Annotated in this window: 14 protein-coding genes and 1 pseudogene; 7 read left to right on the forward strand and 8 right to left on the reverse strand. The window is 73.2% G+C overall.

Features of this window, described 5'->3' with window-relative positions; all coding sequences use genetic code 11:
* Positions 1-195: 195 nt before the first annotated feature.
* Entirely contained in the window at positions 196-1,308 is a 1,113-nt protein-coding gene (locus ACH4DZ_RS02890) for a winged helix DNA-binding domain-containing protein (RefSeq protein ID WP_398285110.1), read from the reverse strand.
* A 3-nt stretch (positions 1,309-1,311) separates the two neighbouring features.
* Positions 1,312-1,890 (reverse strand): DinB family protein, encoded by a 579-nt coding sequence (locus ACH4DZ_RS02895; RefSeq protein ID WP_398285453.1) that lies wholly within the window; start codon positions 1,888-1,890, stop codon positions 1,312-1,314.
* 187 nt (positions 1,891-2,077) lie between these two features.
* On the opposite strand from ACH4DZ_RS02895, the gene ACH4DZ_RS02900 reads away from it, so the two are divergent.
* Positions 2,078-3,166: a helix-turn-helix transcriptional regulator gene (locus ACH4DZ_RS02900; RefSeq protein ID WP_398285111.1), complete on the forward strand. Its 1,089-nt coding sequence runs from the start codon at positions 2,078-2,080 to the stop codon at positions 3,164-3,166.
* Between the two features lie 53 nt (positions 3,167-3,219).
* Positions 3,220-4,248, forward strand: coding sequence for an NAD-dependent epimerase/dehydratase family protein (locus ACH4DZ_RS02905; protein WP_398285112.1), 1,029 nt, complete (start codon positions 3,220-3,222; stop codon positions 4,246-4,248).
* 73 nt (positions 4,249-4,321) lie between these two features.
* Here ACH4DZ_RS02905 and ACH4DZ_RS02910 read toward each other — a convergent pair whose 3' ends face one another.
* Both ACH4DZ_RS02910 and ACH4DZ_RS02915 read right to left on the reverse strand, forming a co-directional pair.
* Positions 4,322-5,437 carry a sensor histidine kinase gene (locus ACH4DZ_RS02910; protein ID WP_398285113.1) on the reverse strand — a complete coding sequence of 372 codons (1,116 nt, stop codon included), beginning with the start codon at positions 5,435-5,437 and terminating at the stop codon, positions 4,322-4,324.
* Positions 5,430-6,386 (reverse strand): response regulator transcription factor, encoded by a 957-nt coding sequence (locus ACH4DZ_RS02915; RefSeq protein WP_398285114.1) that lies wholly within the window; start codon positions 6,384-6,386, stop codon positions 5,430-5,432. The genes ACH4DZ_RS02910 and ACH4DZ_RS02915 overlap by 8 nt, the downstream gene beginning before the upstream one ends.
* Positions 6,387-6,489: 103 nt before the next feature.
* Here ACH4DZ_RS02915 and ACH4DZ_RS02920 point away from each other — a divergent pair, with 103 nt between their 5' ends.
* From ACH4DZ_RS02920 to ACH4DZ_RS02930, 3 genes and pseudogenes are all read left to right on the forward strand, one after another.
* Positions 6,490-7,284, forward strand: a complete 795-nt coding sequence (locus ACH4DZ_RS02920; protein ID WP_398285115.1) for a glycosyltransferase family 2 protein — start codon at positions 6,490-6,492, stop codon at positions 7,282-7,284.
* Entirely contained in the window at positions 7,281-7,898 is a 618-nt protein-coding gene (locus ACH4DZ_RS02925; RefSeq protein ID WP_398285116.1) for a DUF2064 domain-containing protein, read from the forward strand. The genes ACH4DZ_RS02920 and ACH4DZ_RS02925 overlap by 4 nt, the downstream gene beginning before the upstream one ends.
* A gap of 104 nt (positions 7,899-8,002) precedes the next feature.
* Positions 8,003-8,500: pseudogene (locus tag ACH4DZ_RS02930) on the forward strand (class I SAM-dependent methyltransferase); the annotation flags it as partial.
* Positions 8,501-8,685: 185 nt separating this feature from the next.
* On the opposite strand, the gene ACH4DZ_RS02935 reads toward ACH4DZ_RS02930, so the two are convergent.
* Together ACH4DZ_RS02935 and ACH4DZ_RS02940 are read right to left on the reverse strand one after the other, a co-directional pair.
* Positions 8,686-9,183 carry a hypothetical protein gene (locus ACH4DZ_RS02935; RefSeq protein ID WP_398285117.1) on the reverse strand — a complete coding sequence of 166 codons (498 nt, stop codon included), beginning with the start codon at positions 9,181-9,183 and terminating at the stop codon, positions 8,686-8,688.
* A complete protein-coding gene (locus ACH4DZ_RS02940) occupies positions 9,150-10,400 on the reverse strand; it encodes a molybdopterin-dependent oxidoreductase (RefSeq protein WP_398285118.1) in 1,251 nt (416 codons plus the stop codon). Before ACH4DZ_RS02940 ends, ACH4DZ_RS02935 begins: the two co-directional genes overlap by 34 nt.
* Positions 10,401-10,597: 197 nt before the next feature.
* Between ACH4DZ_RS02940 and ACH4DZ_RS02945 the strand changes: the two genes are divergently transcribed.
* A complete protein-coding gene (locus tag ACH4DZ_RS02945) occupies positions 10,598-12,103 on the forward strand; it encodes a hypothetical protein (protein WP_398285454.1) in 1,506 nt (501 codons plus the stop codon).
* A 199-nt stretch (positions 12,104-12,302) separates the two neighbouring features.
* Here ACH4DZ_RS02945 and ACH4DZ_RS02950 read toward each other — a convergent pair whose 3' ends face one another.
* Entirely contained in the window at positions 12,303-12,710 is a 408-nt protein-coding gene (locus ACH4DZ_RS02950) for an STAS domain-containing protein (protein ID WP_398285119.1), read from the reverse strand.
* A 114-nt stretch (positions 12,711-12,824) separates the two neighbouring features.
* The gene (locus ACH4DZ_RS02955) at positions 12,825-13,280 is read right to left on the reverse strand and encodes a helix-turn-helix domain-containing protein (protein ID WP_398285120.1); all 456 of its coding nucleotides are present in this window, start codon (positions 13,278-13,280) and stop codon (positions 12,825-12,827) included.
* Between the two features lie 73 nt (positions 13,281-13,353).
* On the opposite strand from ACH4DZ_RS02955, the gene ACH4DZ_RS02960 reads away from it, so the two are divergent.
* Positions 13,354-14,232 (forward strand): class I SAM-dependent methyltransferase, encoded by an 879-nt coding sequence (locus ACH4DZ_RS02960; RefSeq protein WP_398285122.1) that lies wholly within the window; start codon positions 13,354-13,356, stop codon positions 14,230-14,232.
* Positions 14,233-14,266: the final 34 nt, after the last annotated feature.

A 14,266-nucleotide genomic window follows, 5' to 3' on the forward strand; every position in this document is an offset into this window, starting at 1 on the left:
TTCCGTTTTGTTTGCGAGTGGGGGCCCGGGGGGTGTGGTTTTTGCGCCCGTTAGTTCCCCGGGCGGGGCGGCGGGGCGGGGGGGGGGGGGGGCGGGGGGGGGGGGGCCCCCCCCCCGCCCCTCGGTCGGTTCGGGTCGGTTCTCCCGCTCGGCGGCCGGTTCAGCGGCCGGATCAGTGGCGGATCAGTGGGCGGATCAGTGGCAGGGCTCCGCGATCCGGACGCCGTGGCTGTCGCCGTCGGACAGGAACGCGGCCAGCGCCTCCCCCTCGTCGGCCACGGCGGTGCGGTCAGTCCGGGAGAAGCCGTGCAGCGGGGTGACCGTCACGGTGCCGTCCTTGCCGACGGTCCAGGTCGCGGCGGCCCGGCCGTCGACCAGGACGACACGCTCACCGGCGACCGACAGACCGCGGTGTGCGTCGTCGATGATCCGGCCGCGGTCGTGATAGCCGAGGATCGCGTTGTCGAACGCCGGCAGGAACCGCACCGGGGCCGGCGCGTCCGGATCGGGGCGAGGCGCGTCGGGCAGGTCCAGCAGCTCCCGGCCCCGCTCGTCACGGAAGGCGACCAGCTCTCCGCGTACGGCCGCGATCGCGGCGGGCAGACCCGCGAGACCGCACCAGGCGCGCAGGTCGGCCGAGGCGGCGGGGCCGAACGCGGCCAGATAGCGCCGCACCAGCGCCTGGCCCACCGGATCGGATCCGTCCGCGTTCGGCAGGTCGGCTTCGCGCCCCAGCCAGGAGGAGAGCATCACATTGCGCACCCCCGCCTTCGTCCGCCAGAGCCCGCGCGGCGGCAACTGCGCCATCGGGACGAGAGCGGCGATCAGCATCTCGCCCAGCGCCCGCGGCCCCGGGTCCGGCCAGCGCTCTTCGACGGCCCGCGCCAGCTCCGTCATCGAGCGGGGCTCGCCGTCGGCCATGACAGCCCGGCCCGCCGCCGCCAGCTCGTCGAGGTCCACCCCGCCGAGTTCCCGGCGGTAGGTCCCGAGCACGCGTTGGCGCAGCATGGCCGTGTGGCGGCCCCGCCATGCCAGGGCGTCGTCGGCGGTGACGAGGTGGACGGTCCTGCGCATGAGGTGGGTGCGCACCACCTTCCGCCCGGTCAGCAGGTCCGAGAGCACCATCGGGTCGAACGCGGACAGCCTGGACCAGAGCCCGACGAACGGTTCCTGCGGTTCCTGAGCCTGCAGACCGCCCAGGTGCGCGACGGCGTCGAGGACCGGCGGATCGGCACGGTCGAGCAGCAACTGCCGGGCCAGCGTCGCGCGATTGAGCGCCCGGGTGCCGAGAACGGTCGAAGTGCCCACCGCTCAGGTCGACTTCCGGCCGTCGAGCGACTCGCGCAGGATGTCCGCGTGGCCTGCGTGCTGGGCGGTCTCCGCGATGACGTGCATCAGCACGCGGCGAGCGCTGTGCACCGACCCCGGTTCGTTCCAGGGCGCCTCGGGGAGCGGGTGCGTCACGGACAGGTCGGGCAGGCCGGCGACGACCTCCTCGGTCCGGGCGGCGACCTGCTCGTACCGTTCGACGATCCCGGCCAGCGTCTCACCGGGCAGCAATTGGAAGTTGTTCCGGTGGTCGATCGCCCACTGCGGGAACTCACGTGCGGTACCGGACGCGAAGTCGGCCCAGGTGACACCGTCCGGCAGGTCGAAGCACATCGCCGACGGGCCCTCGACCACGAAGCGCAGCCAGCTCTCCTCGATGGCCGCGACGTGCTTGATCAGCCCGGCCAGGGACAGCGTGCTGACCGTCGGGCTCCGGCCGGCCTGCTCGTCACCGAGATCGCGGGTCGTGGCCGTCAGAGCGGACCGGACGGTCGCGAGTTCGGCGAGCAGGTCACTCCGCTCGGGGTCGAGGGCGGGCCGGGAGGTGGTCGTGGCGGTCACGTCGGTCATGGCGGTCACGTCGGTCATGGTGATCGGGTCCTTCTTCCAGTCGGTGTTCACGCTGTGGCCGTGACAGTGGGCGGCCGGGGGGGCCTGTCGCTGCCCCTGCCCCTGCCCCTCGGGCACAAGAAGACAGTCGCAGGGGAAGCGGTCAGGGTGTGTCCGCTACTCCGGGCACCATGGAGCCATGCCGAAGACCTCAGCGCGACTGCTGTCCCTGCTCTCGCTGCTCCAGGCGCGCCGGGACTGGCCAGGGGCGCTGCTGGCCGAGCGACTGGACATCAGCCCGCGCACCGTGCGCCGCGATGTCGACCGCCTGCGCGAACTCGGCTATCCCATCGTGGCCTTCAAGGGCCCGGACGGCGGGTACCGCCTCGACGCCGGTACGGAGCTGCCGCCGCTGCTGTTCGACGACGAGCAGGCCGTGGCCCTCGCTGTCGCGCTCCGGATCGCGACCGCCTCCGGTGCCGGTATCGGGGAGGCGGCGGTGCGTGCGTTGGCCACCGTGCGGCAGGTCATGCCCACGCGACTGCGCCGCCGGATCGACACCCTTCAGGTCACCGCCGTCGAGCGGCCCGCGTCCCGGCCTGCGCCGCAGCTCGACAGCGGTGTGCTTCTGACGCTCGGTGCCACCGTCCACGCCTGCGAGGTACTGCGCTTCGACTACACCCCGGCGGACGCGACGGCTCCGGCGTCCGGGGCGCCCCCACGCAGGGCCGAGCCCCATCATCTCGTCACCTGGGGCGGACGCTGGTATCTCGTCGCCTGGGACCTGGACCGCGAGGACTGGCGGACCTTCCGCGCCGACCGGATCACCCCGCGCATCCCTACCGGCCCCCGCTTCGTCCCGCGCGATCTCCCCGGCGGTGACGTGGCCGCTTTCGTGGCCGCCAGGTTCCGTGGCTCCGACGGCTTCGGCGACTGGCCCTGCCGCGGCGAGGTGATCCTCTCCATACCTGCCTCCAGCGTGGCCCGGTACACGCATGACGGAGTCGTCGAGGCGCTCGGACCGGAGCGCTGCCGGCTCACCCTGGGCTCGTGGTCCTGGGTCGGCCTGGCCGCCTCCATCGGCCGATTCGACGCCGACATCGAGGTCGTCGGCCCGGCCGAACTCAGGGACGCGTTCGCACAACTGGCCCGCCGCTACGGCGACGCCGCGTCCGCGACCGCACCCGCCGCCGCACCCGCCTCCGGCTCCGGCTCCGGCTCCGGCTCCGGCTCCGGCTGCCGAACCGTCTTCGACGTCGACCGACGCCGACCTCTTACGGACCGGTGACGTGGTGTGCGTACCCCTGCTCCGGGCCATGGAGCGGATCTAGGGTTCGGCGTATGCGTGTACTGGTCACCGGCGGTGCCGGGTTCATCGGGTCCCATGTCGTCGAGGCGCTGCGGGCGGGCGGACACGAACCCGTGGTGTTCGACCTACGAGCCGTAGGAGAAGCAGGAGACGGACGAGGAGCGGTGGGCGGCGACGTACGCGATCGCGACGCGGTGTCGGCGGCCGTCTCCGGGGTCGACGCGGTCTGTCACCAGGCGGCGATGGTCGGCCTGGGCAAGGGGGTCGCGGACGCGGCCGAGTACGTCTCCCACAACGACCTCGGGACCGCCGTGCTCCTGGCGGCGATGGCCGAGGCCGGGGTGCGGCGGCTGGTCCTCGCCGGGTCGATGGTCGTGTACGGGGAGGGCCGGTACTCCTGTGCGCGGCACGGCGGGGTGCAGCCCGGGCCGCGGTCGGCCGCCGATCTGACGGCGGGCCGGTTCGAGCCGCGGTGCCCGTCCTGCGACGCGGACCTGGCGCCCGGTCTCGTCGGCGAGGACGCCCCGGCCGACCCCCGCAACGTGTACGCGACGACCAAGCTCGCGCAGGAACACCTGGCCGCCGCGTGGGCGCGGTCGACGGACGGTACGGCGGTCTCGCTGAGGTACCACAACGTCTACGGGCCCGGGATGCCGCGCGACACCCCGTACGCCGGTGTCGCGTCCTTCTTCCGTTCCGCGCTGGCCCGCGGCGAGGCTCCCCGTGTCTTCGAGGACGGCGGTCAGCGGCGGGACTTCGTCCACGTACGGGACGTGGCGGCGGCCAACGTGACGGCGCTGGAGGCGGATACGGCGGGCGGTGCGCTCACGGCGTACAACGTGGGGAGCGGGGAGCCGCACACGGTCGGCGAGATGGCGCGGGCGCTGGCCGGCGCGTACGGCGGGCCCGAGCCCGTGGTGACCGGGGAGTTCCGGCTGGGGGACGTGCGGCACATCACCGCGGACTCGTCCCGGCTGCGGACCGAGCTGGGCTGGCGGCCCGGGGTCGGATTCGCCGAGGGCATGCGGGAGTTCGCGGTGGCGCGCCTGCGTGGCGAGTGAGTCCGTTGTTCACATGGCTGTTCGGAGTGGCTGTCCGGAGTGGCTGTCCGGACAGGTGAGTCGCGGCTCGCTCTCAGCTTCCGGTCGCCGCGGGCAGGGTCACCTCGAAGCGGCAGCCGCCGGAGATGTTGCGCACGGTGGCGCGGCCCTGGTGGGCCTCGACGATGCCCTGGACGATGGCGAGTCCTAGGCCGGCTCCGGCCGGGGGCGTGCGTGCGTCGGAGCCTCGCCAGCCCGTGTCGAAGACGCGCGCGAGGTCCTGCTCGGGGATTCCGCCGCAGCCGTCGCTGACGGACAGGACGACTCCGTCGGCCGAGCGGGCGGCGGCCACCGCGACCGTGCCGTCGGCCGGGGTGCGCCGGATCGCGTTGACCAGGAGGTTGCCGAGGACCCGGCTCATCTCCTTGCCGTCCACCTCGACCGGCACCGGCTCGACGAGGTCGCCCACCAGCCGTACCCCGTGCCGGCGGGCGAGCGGGTCCGCTCCGGCGAGGGCGTCGCTGACCAGGTCGTACAGCGACATACGGGACAGGGACAGCGCGAGTGTTCCGGCGTGGATGCGGGAGAGTTCGAAGAGGTCGCCGACCATGTCGTTGAGGTGGTCGACCTCGGTACGGATCTGGCGCAGATAGCGCTGGGGGTCGGCCGCCACGCCGTCCTCCAGCGCCTCCGACATCGCGCGCAGCCCGGCGAGCGGGGTGCGCAGGTCGTGCGAGATCCAGGCGACGAGCTCGCGGCGGGAGGACTCCAGGGCCCGCTCACGCATCCGGGACTCGGCGAGCCTGGCGCTGGTCGCCGCCAGTTCACGGCTGACCGCGGCGAGTTCGGCGGTCGCCGGGGCGTCGGGGACGGTGAAATCCCCGCCGTCGCCGAACACCCGGGCCGCCACGGCGAGTTCGTGGCTGCGGGCGACGACCCACCGGCCGAGCAGCAGTGCGGTGACCATGGAGACGACGGCCGCCATCGCGACGACCGTGGTGACCACGCTCAGATCGTGCGCGGACAGGAACATGGCCTGCGCCACGGCCAGCGTTCCGGCGAGCATCGCGGTCACCGCCACGGCGGCCACCACCGCGAGGGACACCGTGAGCGAACGGCGCCGGATCAGACGCAGCGCACCCGCTCCGGCCAACCCCGCGGCCGCGGCGCCGGCGAAGGCGTACAGGGCGATCAGCAGCATGTTACGCATGGTCGGCCTCCCCCTGGCGGCCGTCGTCGGCGGTGGGTGCCGGGCCGTTCTCACGGGTGGGGGCGGGGGCGCCACCAGCGGGGCCGGGGGCGTCGCCGGAGGGACCGGGAGCATCGCCGGTAGGACCGGGGGCGTCGCCGGAGGGGTCGGGAGCGTCGCCGGTGGGGTCGAAGCGGTAGCCGACGCCCCACACGGTCTGGATCAGCCGGGGCCGCGCCGGATCGTCCTCGACCTTGCCGCGCAGGCGTCTGACGTGGACGGTCACGGTCGACAGGTCCCCGAAGTCCCACCCCCACACCTCGCGCATCAGATCCTCCCGGGCGAACGCGCGGCCCGGGTGGCGCAGGAGGAACGACAGCAGGTCGAACTCCCGCAGGGTGAGGGCGAGTTCCGTGCCCCGCTTGGTGGCGCGGCGCGCGGCGGGATCGACGGTGAGCCCGGCCGCGCTCAGTGGCCGCGCGGCGACGGCGGGCCGCGTGCGGCGCAGCACCGACTCCACCCGCAGCACCAGTTCGCGCGGGCTGAACGGCTTGGTCACGTAGTCGTCCGCGCCCACTTCGAGGCCCATGATGCGGTCGTCCTCGTCGCCACGGGCGGTGAGCATGATGACGGGGACCGGTCCGCGGTCGCGCAGCCGTCGGCACACCTCCAGCCCGTCCATGCCGGGCAGCATCAGGTCCAGGACCACGAGGTCGGGCCAGTGCGCGGCGGCGCGCGCGAGCGCGTCGGGGCCGTCGCCGGCCCGGTCGACGCCGTAGCCGGCGCGGTCGAGGTATCCGGAGACGACCTCGGCCACGGTGGGATCGTCGTCGACCACCAGGATCCGGGCGCCCCCGGCGGAGCGGGATGCGGCGTGCGCGGCAGCCTGAGGGACAGCTTGAGGAACTGCCTGAGGCGCGGTCTGAGGGGCGGCGCGAGAAGCCGGGGTCGGTTCGTGCGGCTGGTGCATGCGCCAAGCCTCGCACCGCGCTGTCCATCGTGCCGCCCCCCGACCCCGACGTCCCTGTTTCGTAAGGACCCGATGCCCGAAATGTGCATTTCGCGTTCGTAGGGTGAGAGGCGTGACAACCCCTCCCGCCTCCCCTCCTGTCGACGTGGTCCTCCCGTGCCTGAACGAGGCCGAGGCCCTGCCCTGGGTCCTCGGCCGGATCCCGCCCGGCTGGCGGGCCCTCGTCGTGGACAACGGCTCCACCGACGGCTCGGCCGACATCGCCCGCGCTCTCGGCGCGAGCGTCGTCCACGAGCCGCGCCGCGGCTTCGGGGCCGCCTGCCACGCGGGGCTCGCCGCCGCCACCGCCGACATCGTCTGCTTCTGCGACTGCGACGCCTCGCTCGATCCCTCGCTCCTCCTTCCCTTCGTACGTCAAGTGCGCGAGGGCGAGGCCGACTTGGTACTGGGCCGACGCCGCCCCGAAGGCCGGTCCGCCTGGCCCGCCCACGCCAGGGCCGGCAACCTCGCGCTCGCCCGGCTGCTGCGCCGCCGCACCGGACTCCGGCTGCACGACCTCGGTCCGCTGCGCGCCGCCCGCCGCGAGCCGCTGCTGTCCCTCGGGCTCACCGACCGGCGCAGCGGCTACCCGTTGCAGATGGTCGTCCGCGCCGCCGACGCGGGCTGGCGGATCGCGGAGCACGACGTGCCCTATCTGCCCCGTACGGGCTCCTCCAAGGTGACCGGCACCTGGCTCGGCACCTGGCAGGCCGTCCGGGACATGAGTCGCGTACTGGCCGAACCCGCTCCCCCTCCCCCGGCCGCAGCCCACGCCCCGGCCCAAGCCCAAGCCCAAAACTCAGCCGCGGCCCAAGCCCAGGGCTCAACCCAAACCGCCCAAGGAGGCACCCCCCGATGACCACGCTGCTCGTCATCGCCAAGGAGCCGCTGCCGGGGCGGGTCAAGACCCGGCTCACTCCGCCCTTCACCCCGGCGGAGGCCGCCGCCCTCGCGGAGGCGGCACTCGCCGACACCCTGAGCGCCGTGGCCGCCACACCCGCCACCCGCCGGGTCCTCGTCCTGGAAGGGGCCCCGGGCCCCTGGTTGCCGCCCGGCTTCGACGTCGTACCGCAGTGCGGCGGGGGTCTCGACGAGCGGCTGGCCGCGGCCTTCGCCGGCTGTGACGGACCGGCCCTGCTCATCGGAATGGACACGCCCCAGGTGACACCGGCCCTGCTGACTGTGGACCTCACCCGCTGCGACGCCGTCTTCGGCCCGGCCGAGGACGGCGGCTTCTGGGCGCTGGGGCTGGCCGAACCCGATCCGCGGCTGCTGCGCGGGGTGCCGATGTCGACGCCCACCACCGGGACCGTGCAGCGGGACCGGCTCGTCGCCGCCGGGCTGCGCGTACGCGATCTGCCGCCGCTGCGGGACATCGACACGGCCGCCGACGCCGATGCGGTCGCCGCGCTCGCGCCCCAGGGCCGCTTCGCCGCCCGTCTCGCCGGACTCACGGCGGTCGCCGGCCGATGAACCGACCCGTGAACCAACCGGTGAACCAACCGATAGACCGTCCGACGAGCCGACCGCTGAGCAGGCCCATGAACCGGTCCATGAACCGGTCCGTGGACCGACCCATGGACCGACCCGGGGGCCGGCCGTTGGAACTGCCCACGGGCGAACCCGCCGTCGACGACCCCGCCCCACCGCCGGCCCAGCCCGCGTGGGCCGGCGCCGACCCGTACACCCGCGCGCTGCGCACCGGCCGCGGGCCCCTCTTCCTGCGTCGCACCGACGGCTGGCTGCTGCCGTTGGAGGTGGAGCGCTGGTGTGCCCGCGCCGACGCGGTGGACCTGGAGATCCTGGGCCGGTGCGAGGGTTCCGTGCTCGACATCGGCTGCGGCCCCGGCCGGCTCGTCGCGGAACTCGCCGGGCAGGGACGGCGTGTCCTCGGCATCGACGTCAGCGCGGCGGCCGTCAGCCGGACCACGCGGCTCGGCGGCCCCGCCCTGCGCCGCTCCGTCTTCGAGCCGCTCCCCGCCGAGGGCCGGTGGGAGACCGCGCTCCTGGTCGACGGCAACGTCGGCATCGGCGGTGATCCGCGCGCTCTCCTCGCCAGGCTGACCGACCTGCTGGTCCCGGCCGGGCTGCTGATCGCCGAGACCGTGCCGGTGGACGTCGACGAGCGCGTCCGTGTACACATCACGGACGCGCGAGACCTCGACGTTCCCGGCACTCCCGCCACGCCGTTCCCGTGGGCCCGGATCGGCACACGCGCCCTGATCCAGTATGCGACGCGCGCGGGCTGGACGGCCGTCGATCAGTGGACGACCGGCGGCCGGTCCTTCGTCGTCCTGCGCAGCCGCAGCCCCAGGCGCAGCAGGAGGACGAGCGCCGACCCGGCGAAGAGGACGGCCGTGATCAGCAGCCAGCGGCCGAGGAAGCCCTCCGCCGACAGCCCGGTCGCCATCCGGTACCGCCGGTCCACCTGACCGCTGATCAGCGGGAACCAGACCAGCAGGAGCAGCGCGGACAGGGCCGCCGGGACCCGGACGTACATCGTCCGCTCCCGGTGGCCTGCCGCGCCGAACACCCGGACGACCCCGCGGTCCGCCACCGCGTACAACGGCAGCAGCACCAGATCGTGCAGCAGGGCCGCCCCCACGAACCACAGGGTCACCCCGAGCCGGTCGTCGCCGAGCAGCCGGACACCGGCATAGCCCGCGAGGGCGAACGAGCAGGCGAGCAGCAGCAGTTGCAAGGTCCCCCTGGGCGGCTTCCTCATCACAGGTCTCCGAACGTCATGCGGGCCACCCATTTCGTGTTCAGCACACCGGGCGCGGCGGGCACGACGACCCGTGCCGGGTAACCGTGATCCGGGCTGAGGTCCTCGCCGTTGACCTCCAGGGCGAGCAGGGAGCGCGGGTCCGCCACCTGGTTGGCGCGCAGGGCCGCGTGGCGGAAGGCGCCGTGCCGCTGAAGGGACTCGACGAGGACGTCCGGCGGGTCGTCGTCGTGGCCGACGAGTGCCGCGAGGTCACGCAGCCGCACACCACGCCACCCCTGGTCCGAGGTCGACCATCCTTCGACGCACGCGATGGGCAGCGCCGCACTGTGCTGGGGCAGTTGGAGCAGCTCGGCCCGGCTCAGCCGGACCGTGCCCGTCCGCCCCGTGACGACGAGCCGCCACGCGTCCTCGCCCGTCTCCGCCTCGTCGATGCCCGCGTAGGCGGCCGTCTTGTTGATCTGGAAGCCGTTCGGGCCGCTGCCCGGGTCGGCTCCGCCGTGCGGCGCGAGGAGGGCCGTGCGCCGCAGCGGCCCGTCGAAACTCCGCCCCGCCGTCGTCCCGAACAGCAGCAGGGACCCACCGCCGACGAACCACAGCGCCCCACGCCGTGAGACGGTCGCGGGATCGGGCCGAGGGGATGTCAACTCCCCTTCTCCCGTTGCCTCCTGCCCCTCCCGCATACGTCGTACGTTCCGTACGGCGGCCGGCGTCTTCAGTACGGCGTGGGCGATGAACGCGGCGAAGAACACCCACGCGCCGTAGAAGTGGAGCGGGTAGAAGGACCCCGGGAAGAGGTAGTCGAGCTGGACGTTGAGCACGCCGGTCACGAACTCGAACAGCGCGCCCCCGACCAGCAGCAGCAACGAGATCCGCTCCAGGGCGTGGGCGGGCGAACGGGCCGGCGGCAGCGCGAACAGTTTCGGCACCACCGACCACAGCTTGGCGAGCAGAACGGGGATCAGGGTGACGCCGAGCGTGACGTGGACGCCTTGTGTGAGGCGGTAGAGCCAGTGCGGGCCGGTGGGCCACGCGAAGAGATAGAAACCGAGGATCCCCTTGTCCGGGGTCTTGTCGTTCACCGGCGACAGGCCGGGGTTGTAGGCGGCGTACGACAACAGACCTGTCACGAACAGCACGGTGATGCCGACGAGCAGGACGAGGCCGAGGACCGAGGTGAACCAGGGGCCGCGCAGCGGACTGCGCCAGAAGCCGGGTGAGGTGGGAAGTCGTGGGGAGTGGTCGCGCATGGCCCGACCGTAGGCAGGAAAGGGCCCCCGGCACGGCCCGGGAACCATGACGAAACGCTGACGTCCGCAGGGCAGGCGGCTCGGGACGGCCTCTGTCGCCCTAGCGTTCCCGTGTGATCCGCTCCCCGCTGCGCGACCCGACTTCGCGCCACCTCGCTCCTCGTCACCTGACTCCGCGCAGCCTGACTCGTCGCATCCTGACTCCGCGCGGCCTGACTCCTCGCGGGCAGACCCTGCGCGACCTCGCCGCGGCGTCGGCCGCCGTGCTCCTCGTCCTCGCCGCCGTGCTGATCGGCCGCCACATCGAGGAGACCGACCACACCCTGTTCGCGGACTGGCCGCCTCTGTGGGCGAGGTGGAGTCCGCACCTCGGCCCGGGCACTCCGGCCGCGCTGGCGGTCGCGCTCGGGGTCGTGGCATACGGTCCCGTCCTCGCGGCGCGCCTGCCCTGGCGTGCGCTGCTGGGCACCGCCTGGGCGGGCGCCATGGCCTGGATCTGGTCACTGGCCCTGATCGACGGATGGCACCGGGGCGTGGCCGTCCGGCTCACCACCCGTTACGAGTACCTCCAGGTCATCGACCGCTTCCACGACATTCCGGCGACCCTGCGGGACTTCACCCACCACATCCCGCTCGGCTCCCCGGACCACTGGCCGCCCCATGTGGCGGGACATCCGCCCGCCGCCTCCCTCACCTTCGTCCTCCTCGACCGGATCGGGCTGAGCGGCGGCGGCTGGGCCGGGGCCTGGTGCATCACGGTCGGCGCCACCGCCTGCGTCGCCGTACTGGTGACCGTGCGCAGGCTCGCCGACGAGGAGTCGGCGCGGCGCGCGGCACCGTTCCTGGTGCTCGCACCGGCCGCGGTGTGGATGGGCACGTCGGCCGACGCGTACTTCGCCGCGGTCGCCGCCTGGTCGGTCGCGGCGCTCGCACTCGCCGTGACCGCGCCGAAGGGCACCCGAACGAAGGTCGCCGCCTTCAGCTCCGGCCTCCTGTTCGGCCTGACCTGCTACCTCTCGTACGGGCTCACGCTCATGGCGGTGATCGGTGCGGGCGTGCTGTTCCTCGGGCGGAGCCGTGTCCGGGTGCTCCCCTGCCTCCTCTCCCGCGTCGGTTTCCTCGTCGCCGGTCTCACCGTCGTCCCCGCGGTGTTCACACTCGCCGGGTTCAACTGGTGGGAGGCGTACCACCTCCTGGTCGCGCGCTACTACGACGGCGCGGGCGGTATCCGGCCCTACAGCTACTGGGTGTGGGCGAACCTCGCGTGCACGGTCCTCATCACGGGCCCCGCGACGGCGGCCGGGCTCCGGCGGGCGGCCGTCGCGCTGGTCCGGGGGCGCCACGGACTCCTGCCCCACCGCGAGACCCGAGGGCCGGGGGTCGTACGTCGAGTGCCGGGCCCCAAGTCCGCGACGATCGGTGCGGCGTCTTCGGAGCCTGGCGCCGAGTCCCGTGAGGTGGGCGCCGAGTCGCCGGGGGCGGGCGCGCGGACCCGGCTGGCCCTGCTCGTCCTGTGCGGTGCGCTCGTCCTGCTCATCGCCGACCTGTCCGGGATGAGCAAGGCCGAGACAGAACGCATCTGGCTGCCCTTCGCGATGTGGCTGCTCCCGGCATGCGCCCTGCTCAGCCGCCCCCGGGCCTGGCTCGGCGCCCAGGCCGTACTGGCCCTGCTGCTCAACCATCTGCTGCTGACCGGTTGGTGATCGCCCTCGTGCCCGTCGTGGGGACACCCTCACCATTTTTTGCTCGCCCGCCGCCCAAAAGAACCGCATTTTCCCGCGCGGGTGTGGCAAGTTGTACCTCAGCCGGTCCCGTCACTTCCCCCCGTAGTGGCGGGCCCGGCGTTTTGCGTCCGGCTGCTCCGGCTTACGACCCCGCCCCGCTCGTCGTCACTTCTCGTCGTCACTTCTCGTCGGGATCCGGCGTGGGAGGCCAGACGGGGCGATGGGCCTCGGGGAGCTCCAGCAGGGCCAGCCCGACCGTACGGCGGACGGGCAACAGCTCCGTACTGCCCGTCAGTACGAGCAGCTCCGAGAGTCTGCGGCCCGCTCCGGCCAGGAAGAGCTTGCCGTCCAGGCGTTTCAGCAGCCATCTGATGGCGAGCAGGCAGTTCAGCCCACGTGAGTCGCAGAAGACGAGAGCTGTCACATCGAGCACCAGGTGCCGTCGCCCCGCGTCGACGATGGCGGCGAGGGTGCCCAGGAAGTACTCCTCACAGCTCTGGTCGAGCTCGCCGCTGACCCGCAGGACCGCGCAGTGCTCGCAGTCGGTTATCTGGGTGATGGTCAGGCGGTGGGTCTGCGTGGACATCACACCTCCCGGTTCCGGTGCCACGGGCGCCCTGTGGCACGACGCCCGTACGCGTGCGTGTGCCCCGCATTCGAGCGGGCAACGGCGCGGGGCGAAACTCTCTGGCTCGGTGGATCACGGTTGCCGCGAGGTCTGCTTCCGCGGCGTTCTCGGTGTTGTCCTCCGTGGTGTTCCGACGACGCCGGCCGCGGCGGCCCTGAGGAGGCGGCGGAAGGTGGGGCATTCGGCGTGGCTCGGCGCGGGACAGGCCGCCGCGTGCCGCAGCGAGTCCCGCAGCGCACCGAGCTCCTGGATCTTCCGGTCCAGTTCGTCCGCCCGGGCGGCCAGCATCCGCCGGTCGATGCGCGGCTGCCCGTCCGGCGCGAACATGCGGGTGATCTCGTCGAGCGAGAACCCGGCGGTGCGGCCCAGCGCGATCAGCGACAGGCGCTCCAGCACGGCGGGATCGTACTGACGCCGCAGACCCCGTCGGCCGGTCGGGGTGATCAGGCCCTTTTCCTCGTAGAACCGCAGCGTCGAGGCGGGCACCCCGGCGCGGTGCGCCACCTCGGCGATGTCCAGTTCCGGCATTCTCTTGACCTCAAGTCGACTTGAAGTAGCACGGTGTCATCTCCGTCCGGACAAGGCAAGCACAGGAGACACCATGGACAGGGGCATCGACATCACCCACGGGAACGACGACGAGCAGACGGCCCGTTGGAACGGGACCGCCGGACACGCGTGGGTCGAGAGCCGGACAGTGCTCGACGAGATGTTCAGGCCCTTCGAGGACCTGCTCGTCGGTGCGGCCGTCGCCGAACAGGCGAACCGGGTGCTCGACGTCGGCTGCGGTACCGGCAGCACCACGCTGGCCGTCGCGCGGCGGCTCGGCGCACGGGGGCGCTGCGTCGGCGTCGACCTCTCCGAGCCGATGATCACGGTCGCCAGGGAGCGCGCGGGGCAGGAGGGCGGGCAGAGGGACGGGCAGGAGGGCACGCGGGCCTCGTTCGTGCTCGGCGACGCGCAGGATCACGCGTTCGAGCCCGGCGCCTTCGACCTGGTGATCTCTCGCTTCGGCGTCATGTTCTTCAACGACTCCGTCAAGGCCTTCACCAACCTGCGGAGCGCCGTGCGCGACGACGCCGGGCTCAGGTTCATCACCTGGCGTGGCCCCGCGGACAATCCGTTCATGACGACGGCCGAACGCGCCGCGGCACCGTTCCTGCCGAAGCTGCCCGTGCGCCGTCCCGACGAGCCCGGACAGTTCGCCTTCGCGGATCCCGACCGGGTCCGCGGCATCCTGGAGGAGAGCGGCTGGACCGGGGTCGACATCCGGCCGCTCGACGTCGTCTGCACGCTGCCCGAGAGCGAACTGGTCCGCTATTTCACCCGGCTCGGACCGCTCGGCCTGGTCCTGCGCGAGGCCGACGAGCGGACCCGTGCGGGCCTCGTCGAAACGGTCCGCGCCGCGTTCGACCCGTACGTCCAGGGTGCGGAGGTCCGCTTCACCGCGGCCTGCTGGACGGTCGGCGCGCGGGCGTAGGCCGTTGCTCCCACCGGGTTCCCGTCCTCCGGGG

The organism is Streptomyces sp. NPDC017991, from assembly GCF_044328075.1.
Classification (GTDB): Bacteria; Actinomycetota; Actinomycetes; order Streptomycetales; family Streptomycetaceae; genus Streptomyces.